This window comes from Streptomyces sp. NRRL S-337, from assembly GCF_000720175.1.
In the GTDB taxonomy this organism is placed as follows: Bacteria; Actinomycetota; Actinomycetes; order Streptomycetales; family Streptomycetaceae; genus Streptomyces; species Streptomyces siderophoricus.
This window is the reverse complement of sequence record NZ_JOIX01000026.1, coordinates 50,453-63,581: the sequence shown is the minus strand read 5'-3', so window position 1 is coordinate 63,581 and position 13,129 is coordinate 50,453. Positions and strand designations below refer to the sequence as shown.

Sequence of the window (13,129 nt, the reverse complement as noted above, 5' to 3'; positions counted from 1 at the left end):
TGCCCGAGGTATTTGGGACGCCTGAGGTGTTTGGGGTGCCTGGAGTGTTCGTGGCGTCCGGGGTGCCGAGGAAGCCCGGGGTGCCGAGGGCGCGGATTTTGGTGTCGGCGGTGGTGGGGCAACTGGACTTTGCTGGGCGGTTGTTGGGTGGCTGTCGGCGGTGTGGGGGTTCGTGGGTGGGTGGGAAGCCATGCAGTCAGCCTGGTGTAATGGTCTTGTGCAGCTGAACCCTTACGGGGAGGATCCCGTCCGCTTTGTGGTCGAGCTCACCAACGTGCCTCCGTGCAGCGTTCGGGAGCTGGAGGAACGGTGCGTTGCGGCGGGGATGGTGATCGACCGGCCCGTCGAACAGGGCGACTTGACCAAGGTATTGGGCTTTCTCCGGCGGTGGGCGGAGGTGGTCGACGCAGGTACGGACGAGCGGCGGGCGGCGCTGCTCAACGGGCTGCTCGCCGAGGCGTCCACCCCTCCGCGGCTGACCGACCATGCGGACGGCGGCTGGCACATTCACTACCGTGAGGACGGGATCGGGCTGGGCGGTGTGCTGCGGGCCGTGGGTGCGGTGGGGACCGCGCTGCACCTGACCGGACTGGGCATGCACCGACTGGGGCGCTGTGCGCTGACCGAGTGCGGCAATGCGTATGCCGACTTCAGCCGGGCCGGGCGGCAGCGCTACTGCTCACACGCCTGCGCCAACCGGGATGCCGTACGCCGACACCGAGCCAAGCGGCGGGCGCTGTAGGGGGCGTGGTCGGGCTCCGCGTGCTTCTCTCGGAACACATCACCCGGGCCTATGAACGCGCCACGCCACGCGGGTCCCTGGAAGCGTCACGCGGGCCCCTCAACACGCCACACGCCACACGCCACACGTGTCACGCGGGCCCTTCAACGCGTCACGCGGAACCTATGAGCGCGCTACGTGAGGTCTATTGCCGTCCCGGTCGGGTGAAGGGTTCGTTCGGCCGGGAGGTGGTCGTCGAGGGTGATGGCCGTGGAGAGGTCGTGGCCCTGTTGCAGCATGGCGGCGCGGGCTGCCGGGTCGTTGAGGGCGGCGTTGCGGGCATCAATGGCCTCCTGGGTCGTGGGGGCGAAGAAGGCGCCGGCGCCGCGGCCGCCTTCCTGGCACTGGGTCACATATGGACGGAGTCTGCGTTCGTAGCGGGTGAAGGCCGCTGAGTGGTCGTCGGGGGACGCCGCAAGTTCGGCGGCCAGGACGTAGGCGCCGATGATCGCCGAGCCGGTGCCCATCCCGCCGAGGGTGGCGCCGTACGCGGCGTCGCCGAGGAGGGCGATGCGGCCCGTGGACCAGCACGGGACGTCGACGCGGCTGATGGAGTCGAAGTAGAGCTCGTCGGCGGCCCGGAGGGTGTCGATCAGCTCCGGGGTGCGCCAGCCGGCCCCTGCGTAGGCCCGGGCTATTGCCTCTTTGTGGGCGGGCAGATCGCGCCGGTCGTGGGTCAGCTCCTCATCGGAGGCGAAGACGCAGAACGCCTCGCCCGCATAGCCCGGGTCGGCGCTGCGGCGCGGAGTGCGGCCGACGGTCGCTATGCGGCCCGGTTCGGAGTAGCCGACGGCTTGGGCGGCCAGGTGACCGGCGGACTCCGGGAGGTCCCAGGCGGCGACGTAGTAGCCGAGGTGGCTGACGAAGTCCCGCTCGGGGCCGAACGCCAGCCTGCGCACGGTGGAATGCAGACCGTCCGCGCCGATCACCAGGTCGAAGGTGCGGGACGGGGTGCGCGCGAAGGTGGCGTGGACTCCGTCCGGGGCGGGCGTGAGGGAGGTGATGGTGTCGTCGAAGAGGTACTCGGGCGCCGGGTGCCCATCGGCCGCCGCGGCCAGGCTGTGGTGGTAGAGGATCCGGGCCAGGTCGGAGCGGAGGATTTCGAGGTCGCCGCCGGCGAATTCGGGCGGCAGGGAGGCCAGTTGGCGGCCTCGTTCGTCGATGAAGCTCATGGCGGAGCCGCCGCCGGTGCTGTGGCGTCTGATCTCGTCCAGGATTCCCATACACTCCAGGACGGTCAGATGTGCCGCGCCCCGGAAGTCGACCGCGAAGCCACCGTCGCGCAGGGCAGGGGCCACCTCGACCACGGTGGAGCGGTAGCCGTGGCGGCAGAGCCAGTACGCAAGGGCCGGTCCGGCCACGCTGGCGCCGGAGATGAGGACCGTGCGCTTCCGACCGCCGTCACTTTCGCCGTGGGAGCGGCTCTCGGACCGGTCGCCAGGGCCGCCGTCGGCCTCGGCGAGGCGGGCATCCGGGTCCGCGCCCGGGCTCGCGCCCGCCGTCTGCGCGCGGGACGTTTCGTGCGTCTCGCGTCCCCTGCCGTGGGGCGTCGCCGTACGTCGAGTCATCGTTCATTCCCCCGTCGTCACACATCGTCATCAAGCATGAAGACCGATCCGGCCCTCGGATCGCTCGGGCCGGGCCGGGCCGATGGGATCGGGCCGGACCGACAAAGAAACTGTATCTGATGGACACTATTCTGTGTACCCCGGACGCAGTTTTAGGATGCGGGGATGGTGGGCGAGGGCGAGAAGCGCAGTGTGTTCGGGGATCAGACGGGCAGTGTCGAGCTCCTTTGGGGTGGGCGTGAGCGGCCCAGCCGCGGGCCACGGCCCGCGCTGAGCCTGGAGCGGATCACCCGGACCGCCATCGCGCTCGCCGATGCCGGCGGGCTGGGGGCGGTCTCGATGCAACGGGTCGCGGGCGAGCTGGACTTCACGAAGATGTCCCTGTACCGCTATGTGCCGGGCAAGAACGAGCTGGTCGCGTTGATGATCGACAGCGCGATGGGCGAGCCGCCACAGCTGCCCGAGGGGTGGCGGAACGGGCTGCGGGCCTGGGCGGGCGCGCTGACGACCGTCTACCACCGGCACCCCTGGCTGCTGGGTGCGGCCACCGGTCCGCGCGTCATGGGGCCGAACGAACTCGGCTGGACGGAGACGGCCGTGGCCGCGCTGGCGGACACCGGGCTGAGCGGCGGGGAGCAGCTCGATGCCGTGGTCGTGGTGAGCGGCCACGTACGGGCCCTCGCGCAGGTGTCGGCCTCGATGGGGCTGGGCAGTGCGCGGGCGACGGAGCCCGAGCAGGTGATGAGCGCGGCGCTGAACGAGCTGCTGGTGGGCCGCGCCGACCGCTATCCGGCGGTCGCCGCGGCCCTCGCCTCCACGGAGGCCGATGCGGCCGCGCGCGACCGGGCGAACGAGTTCGGCCTGGAGCGCATCCTCGACGGGCTGGAGGCCTATATGGGCGGCAGCCGGTAGAGGGTTCGACCATTGGGTCCTCAGGCCGTCGGGACCGCCGCGCGGGTCCTCAGGCCCTCAGCCCCTCAGGCCCTTGGTGGGGCGGTCTCCTCAAGCAGGCAGGTCGCGCAGCCAGTCGACCAGGAGCCGGTTGACCTCATCGGGGCGTTCCTGTTGGACCCAGTGGCCGCAGCCTTCGAGGATGTGGGAGCCGGAGAGGGCCGGGAGGGTCACCGGGAACGCCTTGATGGCGTCGGCCAGCCACTGGGTGGGGGCGTCGCGGTCGCCGCCGATGTAGAGGGCGGGCCGGGTGATCGGGGCGCCCTGCCAGGCGGCGAGGTCCGCCCAGTCCCGGTCGACGTTGCGGTAGCGGTTGAGGGCGCCGGTCAGTCCGGAGCGCTCGAATTCGCCGGCGTAGTGATCGAGATCGGCTTCGGTGAGCCAGGGCGGCAGGGTGGTGTCGGCCGGGAAGCGGTCGGAGAGCTTGCCGCCCGCAGGGACCGTGAGCCGCATCAGGCCGCTGCCGTCCTGGTCGTCGGCGGAGGGCTTGGCGTCACCCGAGAGGCCGGCGTAGATGCCGGCCAGCCAGCCGCGGACGTCCGGTTCGATCTCCGCCTCGGCGCGGCCCGGCTCCTGGAAGTAGCTGACGTAGAACTCCTCGTCGCCGCCGGCCCGCGCGAACGCCTCGGTGGGACGGGTGGCGCCCCGGGGCACGTACGGCACGCTCAGCAGGGCGACTGCGGTGAAGAGGTCGGGCCGGAGCAGCGCGGTGTGGGCGGCGATGGGCGCGCCCCAGTCGTGGCCCGCGATGATCGCGGTCTCCTCCCCCAGGGCGCGCAGCACGGCAATGTTGTCGGCCACATGGGCCAGCATGCGGTAGGCCGACACCTCGCTCGGCTTGGACGACCGTCCGTAGCCGCGGACGTCGATGGCGACCGCCCGATAGCCGGCGGCGGCCAGCGCGGCGAGTTGGTGGCGCCAGGAGTACCAGGACTCGGGGAAGCCGTGGACCAGGAGGACCACCGGGCCGGTGCCCTGTTCGACGAAGTGGATGCGGCCTTCGGGGATCTCGGCGAAGCGGTGGACCGGGCCGGCGGGGCGGTCGGCCGGTTCGGTGGTCTGCGGCATGCGTCCTCCTGGTGGGGCGGTCTCCTGGTGGGGCGGTCTCCTCTGCAACGCCGCCCCTACAGCGGTCAGGGCTGCGGCGTCAGCCGTACGCGGTCGGTCCTGCAACGTTCCACCCTGCAGCGGTCAGTCCTGGAGCGTTCCTCTGCAGCGTTCAGCGCTGAACCGGTATTCCTACGCGTTCAGCCCTGCAGCCCTCACCCTACAAACGCACGGTCTTCCGGGGTTGTTCCTTCGCGCCCGTCAACAGGCCGTGCAGGCTGGCGAATTCGTCGACGCATTTGGCGGTGCCGTTGACGACGCAGTCCAGGGGCTGGTCGGCGACGCGTACGGGCACGCCCATTTCCTGGTGCAGCCGGCGGTCCAGGCCGCGCAGCAGGGCGCCGCCGCCGGTGAGGGCGATGCCGCGCTCGATGATGTCGCCGGAGAGCTCCGGCGGGCAGGCGTCGAGGGTCTGGTGGACGGCGCGGACGATCGCGTCGACCGGTTCGGCCAGCGCCCGGCGGATCTCCTCCTCCCCGATCTCCTGAAGGCGGGGCAGGCCGCTGACGTGGTCGCGGCCGCGGACCGTGTAGGAGGAGCGGCGGTCCGGCTCGCCGTCCTCGTCGGCGTCGACGGGGGTCCACACCGCCGACCCGATGGCGATCTTGATGTCCTCGGCGGTGCGCTCGCCGATGGCCAGGGAGTGCTTCTTCTTGACGTACGCGGTGATCGCGGCGTCCAGTGCGTCACCGGCGACCCGCAGGGACTGGGCGGTGACCAGGCCGCCCATGGAGACCACGGCGACCTCGGTGGTGCCGCCGCCGATGTCCACCACCATGCAGCCGACCGGTTCGTCCACCGGGAGGCCGGCGCCGATCGCGGCGGCCATCGGCTCCTCTATCAGGTGCACCTCGCGGGCCCCGGCGCCGCGGGCGGAGTCGATGACCGCACGCCGTTCGACGCCCGTGATGCCGGAGGGGACGCAGATGACCACCCGTGGCCGGGAGAAGCGGCGGCTGGGCAGGGCCTTCTTCATCAGGGCGCGGAGCATCTGCTCGGCGGCCTCGAAGTCGGCGATGACGCCCTCCTTGAGGGGGCGCATCGCGGTGATGCCGGAGGGCGTGCGGCCGATGGTCCGCTTGGCCTCCTCGCCCACGGCGATGACCTCGCCGGAGGCGTTGACGGCGACCACCGACGGCTCGTTCAGGACCACGCCCTTGCCGCGCGCGTACACCAGGGTGTTGGCGGTGCCGAGGTCGATGCCTATGTCGTACGTACCGGAGGAAGTGCTGGACGCCATGGGGAGTGGGGTTGCTCTCTCGCGACGGGGCGGAACTGACGGGGACGAAATCGAGGGGGCGGAACTGAGGGGACGGAACTGCTAGGGGGCGCAACTGAACTGACGGGGACTGGGGGGCGGCGGGCCGCAGATGGCCTCATTGGGCACCAATGGGGTTCATTGCGGGCAATTAATAAGACTACTGGGGACGTGGGATGGTTCCCGGCGCCCCCTCCTCGCGTGCTTCCGGGTCGCCGGACAGTGCCTCGGCCAGCTCGTCGAGGGCGTCGAGCAGCAGCCCTGCGGTGCGCGGCGCGACCCCCTCGCTTCCCGTTTCGGCGTCCCACCACTCCCATACGGTGCGCAGGGCGCTCCAGTTCAGCGGGCCGCGTTCCCGTACGGCCTTGGTGGCGCGCTCCAGGCTGGGGCGCAGTTCGGCGGCGAACGCGGCGGCGCCGGCGGAGGGTTCGGCGTCCTTGGCGGGCAGATGGGCCTCCAGGATCATGGTGACCCGGCCCATGGTGGCGAGCGCGGCGCCGGCCGCCTTCGCCGCACCCGGCGACAGTCCGCGGTGCCGCACCGGCTCCTTCTCGGCGCGGTCCTCGCTCTTCTCCCAGGCGACGCGGGCGGCCCGGGCGTCCAGCAGGGCCTCGCGGACCTGCCGGGGCCGGCGTGCCGCGGGCCGGGCGCAGGCCTCCCATACGGCGAGCGCGTAACGCCCGTTGGCGTCCAGCCAGTCGGCGAGCCGGTCGCGCAGCCGGGGCGTCTCCCAGGCGGGGAACAGCGCGTAGGAGAGCATCGCCAGCAGCCCGCCGACGAGGGTGAGCACGACGCGTTCCTGGACGGTCTGTTCCCAGCCGGCGCCGGCGATGCCCAGCAGGAAGACCACGTAGGCGGCCACGCAGGCCGAGGTCACCGAGAAGCCGGTGCGCATCAGCAGGTACATCAGCCAGACGCAGACCACGGCGAGCGCGGCGCTGACGTAGGCGCCGGGGTGCACCAGGGCCATCACCGTGCCCGCGACGGCGACGCCGACGAGGGTGCCGCAGAAGCGGGCCACGCCCCGGGAGTAGGTCTGCGCGAAGTCCGGGCGCATCACCATGACGGAGGCCAGCGGCGCCCAGTAGCCGTGGCCGAACGGCAGCGCGGTGCCCAGCAGATAGCCGACGGCGGCGACCGCGGCCACCCGCAGGGCGTGCCGGAAGATGTGCGAGGACCAGCGGGCCTCGCGGTGCAGGGAGCGCAGCGCGACCGGTACGAGCCGGGGGACGCTGGGGCGCAGCAGGTGGCTGCCTTGTTCCCCCCCGCCCTGCCCACGTTCCGCCTCGGTGGTGGGGCGGGTGGCGCGTACCGGCTCGTCGGTGAGCTCGACGGCGTCGGCGAGCAGGGAGATCAGGCGGTAGGCGGCGCGCCGGGCGGGGCCGTTCAGCATCGGGCCGGTCGCCGGGACCTCCAGGGTGGCCATCGCCTCCGGTGGCAGCCGTACGGGCCGGGCGTGCCGTACGGCGTGGGCGACGGCGTCCAGGACGGTGGCCGCGGCGGCCAGCAGGTCGCGGGCGCGGTCGCGTTCGGGCCCCTCCAGGGGGGCGCCGACGACCGGGTCGGCCAGAGAGGCGAGGACCGGCCGGACGCGTTCGGCGAGGCCGCGCGGGCCGTGCAGCTGGACGGGGCGGCGCCGGGCCTGACGGGGGGTCACGGTGGCGGCGAGCCGGGCGTCCATCAGGGGCGCCGGGTCGAAGGGTGCGACGGGGTCGTGCCGCAGCCGGCGGGCGTAGTCGGCCTCGGCGGCCAGCGCGTCGGCGAGCGCATCGCGCTGGGTGCCCCAGGGGCGGACCGGGAAGACGACGATCAGGGTGGCCTGGACGAGCCCGCCGAAGAAGATCAGGGCGGCGTGTTCCAGGGCGCCGAGGACGGACGTCGGCAGGGTGACGGTGACCAGCATGATCGCCACGGTCTGGGTGCCGGCCAGCCCGGAGACCGGGCCGATCGCCCAGGCCATCCCGGCCAGCAGCGTCCAGCCGGCGAGCAGCAGGACGAACGCGGCGACATGGGCGGCGGCCAGATAGCCGAGGAAGGTGGAGACCGCCAGCGCCCCGGCGACGGCGAGCGCGAGCACCGGGCGCGGCCGCATGCTGCGCTGGAAGGTGACGATGCCGGAGGAGAACGCGCCGAAGGCGGAGGACACCGCGAGGGCGGGGTTGCCGCGCCACAGGCACAGGCCGATGACGAGGGCGACACCGGCCGTACCGCGGACCGCGATCAGCGGGGTGAGCTTGGTCCGCTCGATGGTCAGCCCGGAGCGGGCGGCGTCCTTCAGGGCACGCGACCAGGTCATAACGAGAGGATACGGGGCCAAGCGGGGCGCACCGGGGCGGCGGGCGGACCGGCGCCCCGCCGCGGCCCGGCGGGTCCGCCCCGGCGCGCAGACCCGCGCCAAGCGCCCCGCCCGCCGGGAAAATCCTGGTAAACCGCCCTTCCGGCGGGCGTAAAACATCGCAGGTCAGGAAGGGGAAGGTCGGATTCCGGGCGAGGATGCGAGCAACCCGACACCCGTCGGGGGAAACCCGGGCGCGCCCCCGCGCCCTCTTGCTGGTCGGCCGGGACGCATCCCGGCAGGTTCGGCAAGGAGAAGGCCCGTGCGCAAAGCCCTGTTCCGTCCGGCGGTCGCGTTGATCGCCCTGACCGTGCTCGTCACCACGGCCGGCTGCGGCACCAGCACCTCCCCGCCGTCCCCCGTACGTTTCGGCGGCGGCCCCAAGACGGGTGCCGCGCTGCACACCACGCCCCACGGGAAGCGCTCCCTGGTGCAGTGGCCCACCAAGCCGATCACCTTCCAGGAGGAGAGCCGGGTCGGCGGCGCCGGCGGCAACACCCCGATCGGCGTGACCACCCTGCACGGCCCGAAGTCCGGCTTCACCGGCAAGGTGTGGGTCTGGGCGCCGCCGGAGTACTACGAGAAGCGCAACGCCGACAAGGGCTTCCCGGTGATGGAGGCGCTGCCCGGCGCGTACGGCTACCCCGTCAACTACTGGATCGGCTCCGACCTCAAGCTGGAGGAGAACCTCGCCCGGTGGTCGAAGAACGGCACCAGCCTTCCCTTCATCGTCGTCATGCCGGTCCTCAACCCCAACGACAAGCAGTACTACGACGGCAGCGACATACCCGGCCAGCCGAAGATCGGCACCTGGCTCAGCCAGGACGTGCCCGACCTCGTGCGGCAGAACTTCCGCACCCTCAAGACCCGTGACGCCTGGGCCATCATGGGCTCCTCCTCGGGCGGCTTCGCGGCCCTGAAGAACGTCCTGCAGAACCCGGGCACCTTCAAGGTGGCCATCCCCAACGGGCCGGACATCGTGCCCGATTCCCCGCTGTGGAACGGCCACGCCAAGGAGGAGCGGGACAACAACCCCGAGGAGCTGGCCCGCCGCCTGACGGCGCGCGGCGGACCGGACGTCTACCTGGCCTTCCAGGACGGCTCGAAGGAGTACACCGTGCTGCCGAAGGTCCGGAACTTCATCGCCCGGTACGGGCGCGGCCCGGTGCACACCCGGCTCCAGATAGTGCCGGGCGGCACGCACAGTGCGGCCACCTACGTGCAGGGCATGGGCGAGGGCACCATGCGCTGGGTCAGCGCGCACATGCAGGGACCGACCGCCTGATCACGGCGGCCGGGTCGTAACGGTCCGGGGGCCGGGGCCCGGCCCCCGGCCGCATCGTCGTCGCGCCGTCACGACACCACGTCCTTGCGCGCGAACCCCCGGAACGCCAGCGCGACCAGCACCAGCGCGTACGCCACCGACACCGACGCGCCCTGGACCATCCCGGACCACTCCACCGTCGGCTGGAGGGCGTCCGCCCAGGCGTACTGCCAGTGGGCGGGCAGCGCGTCCCGCCAGCCACCGAGGGCGGTGACCTGGTCGAGGACGTTGCCGACGATGGTCAGTCCGACCGCGCCGCCGACCGCGCCCAGCGGCGCGTCGGTGACCGTCGACAGCCAGAACGCCAGCGCCGCGGTGACCAGCTGGCTGACGAAGACATAGCCGACCACGACCGCCAGCCGCCCCACCGCGTCCCCCGCGGACAGCGCCCCGCCGGTGGGCAGTTGCAGCGGCCCCCAGCCGTACGCGGCGGTGCCCACGCCCAGCGCGACCAGCGGCAGCAGCACCATCGCGGCGGCGCTGAACAGCAGCGCCACGGTCAGCTTGGCCAGCAGCAGCCGGGCCCGCGGCACCGGCGCGGCGAGCAGATACCGCAGCGACGACCAGCTCGCCTCCGAGGCGACCGTGTCACCGCAGAACAGCGCCACCGGCACCACCAGCAGGAAGCCCGCGGACACGAAGAGCACGGTCGCGGCGAAGTTCCCGCCGGAGGCGGTGGCGGCGGCCATCAGCGAGACCCGGCCGCCGCGGGTGGCCGGGTCGCCGCCGATCGCGAACGCCGCCACCAGCACGAACGGCAGCAGCACCAGCACCGCGGCGACGACCAGGGTGCGGCGGCGCAGCAGTTGCCGGCGGGCCTCCACGCGCAGCGGCAGGGTGCGGCGCGGCCGGTAGCCCGCCGCCCGCCCGTCCCCGGGCACCGGTCCCGGCCCGGCCGCCGTCGCGGTCCCGCTCCCGTTCGCGGTCGTGGTCGTGGCGCGTCCCCCGGCATCAGCGGCCATCGTGCGTCCCCTCCGGTCAGCGGTCATCGTGCGTCGCCTCCGATCAGGGTGAGGAAGGCGTCCTCCAGCCGGTGGTACGGGGCCACGCGGTCCACCGGGACGTCCAGCCGGACGAGTTCGGCCACCAGCCGCGGCGTACCGGCGGCGTCCGCCAGCCGCACCAGCAGCCCGCCGTCGGCGCGGACCGCAGAGGCGACACCCGGCAGCGCGGCCACCTTCTCCACCACGGCGTCGGTGACCTCCCCGGCGACCCCGACCAGCAGGGTGTCGCCGGAGCCGGTGATCTCGGCGACCGGCCCGGCCTGCACCAGCCGCCCGCGGTCCATGACGACCAGATGCGTACAGCTCTGCTCGACCTCGGACAGCAGATGGCTGGAGACGATCACGGTCCGCCCGGCCGCGGCGTAACGGACCATCACCTCCCGCATCTCGCGGATTTGCGGCGGGTCCAGCCCGTTGGTCGGCTCGTCGAGGATCAGCAGCTCGGGCAGGCCGAGCATGGCCTGGGCGATCGCCAGCCGCTGCCGCATGCCCTGCGAGTACGTGCGGACCGCGCGCTGCAGCGCCTCCCCCAGGCCGGCGATCGACAGCGCCTCGTCCAGGTGCGCGTCCTCGGCGGGCCGGCCGGTCGCCTGCCAGTACAGCTCCAGATTGGCCCGGCCGGACAGATGCGGCAGGAACCCGGCGCCCTCGACGAACGCGCCGACCCGCGACAGCACCGGCGCACCCGGCCGCACCGCCTGCCCGAAGATCCTGACCTCGCCCTCGTCCGGCGCGATCAGGCCCATCAGCATCCGCAGCGTCGTCGTCTTCCCGGCACCGTTGGGCCCCAGCAGCCCCAGCACCTGCCCCCGCTCCACCCGGAACGACAACTCCCGCACGGCGTACCGGTCCTCGGACCCCGCGTACCGCTTGCTCAGGCCGCGGATCTCCAGCGGCACCCCGGTGAGCGCCGGATCGGGCGGGGGCGCCGCGGTCCGGCAGCGCGCGGTGAGCAACAGCAGCCCGGCCAGCACGGCGGCCGCGGCGGGCAGCGCCCAGGTCCGGGCCGGCAGCGGCGCGGCCGCGCTGCGCACCTGCGGCACGGCCGGCACGTCCAGCACCCCGCCGCCCTTCAACGAGACGGTGTACGCGGTGGGTTCGGCCGGCGAGGCGTAACCGAGGTCGGTGGCGGCCAGGATCAGCCGCATCCGGTGCCCGGCCGCGAACTCGTGGTCCGCGGCGGGCAGTTGCAGCCGCACGGTCCGGCCCGCGCGGGCGTCCGTGATGCGGTACGGGGCGACGAGCTGCGCGGGCAGCACCTGGCGGCGGCCGTCCGGGGCGACGTCGTAGAGCTTGGCGAAGAGCACCGCGTCCCGGGAGCCGGACCGTACGCGCACGGTCACCTCGGGGCGGCCGGTCAACCGGACCGCCGAGGACAGCGGCGCCGACTCGAACCGGGCGTACTGGCCGGGGAAGTCCAGCGACAGCCCGCCGGAACCGAGCTGGGACAGATCACCGAGCGCCCCGACCCCGGGCACCGCGGAGATCGCCGGCGGCCCGGCGCCGGCCGGATTGCGGAAGGTCTGGGTGCGGCCGGTGAGCCGGATCCGCCGCGGGTCGTGCGCCAGCCCGGCGTACCGGTCCGCGCTCGCCCCGCGCAGCCGCACCGCGCCGTCGGTGGAGTCCACGCCCCCGGTCCGGCTGATCCTGAAGCCGGGCCCGGTATCGGCGCCCTTGTCGCCCTTCAGATAGCGGTCGAACCACGCCGCCGTACGGCCCGTCAGGCGGGCGGTCTCCCGGTCGCCGCCGTCGTGGCCGCCGGCGATCCAGTCGACCGCGACCGGCGCCCCGTTGCGGCGGACCGCCCGCTGCACGGCATCGGCCTGGTCCAGGGTGAACAGCGAATCGGTCTGGCCCTGCATGATCAGCGTGGGGACCTTGATGCGGTCCCCGACGGCGGACGGACTGCGGGCCGCCAGCAGCCTGCGCGCCTCCGCATCCGGCCGGCCGGAGACCGCGGTCCGCTCGTACATCCGGCACAGCGCCGGCTCGAACCGTCCGCAGCCGCCTGAGGAGGCGGGCGGGGTGCGCGGCGCGCCGGTGGGGGCGCCGGACTGGCCGGTGGTGAAGAAGATCCCGGCCCACAGCTTCTTGAACACCCCGTGGGGGAAGAGCGCGTCGGCGAGGTTCCAGTACGTGATCTGCGGGGCGATCGCGTCCACCCGCCGGTCGTACCCGGCGGCCAGCATCGACACCGCCCCGCCGTACGAGGCGCCGGCCACGCCCACCCGGGGGTCGCCGGGCCGGTCGAGCCGCACCTCGGGCCGCCGGGCCAGCCAGTCGATCAGCCGGCGGGCGTCGGCGACCTCGCCGTCCGGGTCGTTCAGCCCGATCTTCCCGGTGGACCTCCCGAAGCCGCGCGCCGACCAGGTCAGCACCGCGTATCCGTCCCTGGCCAGCCGCTCCGCCTCCGGACGGACATCGGCCTTGCTGCCGCCGAAGCCGTGGCCGAGCAGCACCGCGGGCCGCCGGCCGGACGCCGGGCCGGACGTGAAGAAGGAGGTGTCGATCCGCACCTCCTTCGTGCCGCCGGGCCGTTCCGGCAGGGACAGCACCCGGTCCTCGCGGTGCACCGCGGGCGCCGGGTCCGAGGAGGCCGCCGCCCAGGTGCCGCCCCCCGCCAGCACGGCCAGCGCGCCGACGGCCGCGTACAGCCGCCGCCCGCGCAGCGCCGCACGCGACCGTGCCCGCCGCCCGAAACCTCGCAGATCCATACCGCGATCCTAGGTACCGGGCAGTGCGGGCGGCCGGTACCCCGGGGCGAACCCCGGGGCCTCCAGGGGGAGTACGATCCGCCGCCG

The 13,129-nt window shown here is 73.4% G+C and carries 9 protein-coding genes; 3 read left to right on the top strand and 6 right to left on the bottom strand.

What is annotated here, in order from left to right; translation table 11 throughout:
* Positions 1-217 precede the first annotated feature (217 nt).
* On the top strand, positions 218-742 hold the full coding sequence (locus tag IG62_RS0119965) for a CGNR zinc finger domain-containing protein (RefSeq protein WP_030804654.1): 525 nt from the start codon (positions 218-220) through the stop codon (positions 740-742).
* Positions 743-915: 173 nt separating this feature from the next.
* Here IG62_RS0119965 and IG62_RS0119960 read toward each other — a convergent pair whose 3' ends face one another.
* Complete coding sequence (locus IG62_RS0119960; RefSeq protein WP_078872104.1) at positions 916-2,349, bottom strand: FAD-dependent monooxygenase; 1,434 nt, start codon at positions 2,347-2,349, stop codon at positions 916-918.
* 165 nt (positions 2,350-2,514) lie between these two features.
* Here IG62_RS0119960 and IG62_RS0119955 point away from each other — a divergent pair, with 165 nt between their 5' ends.
* On the top strand, positions 2,515-3,261 hold the full coding sequence (locus IG62_RS0119955; protein ID WP_051798326.1) for a TetR/AcrR family transcriptional regulator: 747 nt from the start codon (positions 2,515-2,517) through the stop codon (positions 3,259-3,261).
* Positions 3,262-3,351: 90 nt separating this feature from the next.
* On the opposite strand, the gene IG62_RS0119950 is transcribed toward IG62_RS0119955, so the two are convergent.
* The 3 genes from IG62_RS0119950 to IG62_RS0119940 all read right to left on the bottom strand — a co-directional run bounded on the left by IG62_RS0119950 (position 3,352) and on the right by IG62_RS0119940 (position 7,961).
* Positions 3,352-4,368, bottom strand: coding sequence for an alpha/beta fold hydrolase (locus IG62_RS0119950; RefSeq protein ID WP_030804646.1), 1,017 nt, complete (start codon positions 4,366-4,368; stop codon positions 3,352-3,354).
* Between the two features lie 199 nt (positions 4,369-4,567).
* Positions 4,568-5,647 carry a rod shape-determining protein gene (locus tag IG62_RS0119945; protein WP_030804643.1) on the bottom strand — a complete coding sequence of 360 codons (1,080 nt, stop codon included), beginning with the start codon at positions 5,645-5,647 and terminating at the stop codon, positions 4,568-4,570.
* A gap of 178 nt (positions 5,648-5,825) precedes the next feature.
* Entirely contained in the window at positions 5,826-7,961 is a 2,136-nt protein-coding gene (locus tag IG62_RS0119940) for an FUSC family protein (protein ID WP_051798325.1), read from the bottom strand.
* Between the two features lie 301 nt (positions 7,962-8,262).
* On the opposite strand from IG62_RS0119940, the gene IG62_RS0119935 reads away from it, so the two are divergent.
* A complete protein-coding gene (locus IG62_RS0119935) occupies positions 8,263-9,285 on the top strand; it encodes an alpha/beta hydrolase (RefSeq protein WP_030804637.1) in 1,023 nt (340 codons plus the stop codon).
* 68 nt (positions 9,286-9,353) lie between these two features.
* Here IG62_RS0119935 and IG62_RS0119930 read toward each other — a convergent pair whose 3' ends face one another.
* Both IG62_RS0119930 and IG62_RS0119925 read right to left on the bottom strand, forming a co-directional pair.
* Positions 9,354-10,286, bottom strand: a complete 933-nt coding sequence (locus IG62_RS0119930) for an ABC transporter permease (RefSeq protein ID WP_078872103.1) — start codon at positions 10,284-10,286, stop codon at positions 9,354-9,356.
* A 23-nt stretch (positions 10,287-10,309) separates the two neighbouring features.
* A complete protein-coding gene (locus IG62_RS0119925; protein WP_030804632.1) occupies positions 10,310-13,042 on the bottom strand; it encodes an alpha/beta fold hydrolase in 2,733 nt (910 codons plus the stop codon).
* Between the last annotated feature and the right edge of the window lie 87 nt (positions 13,043-13,129).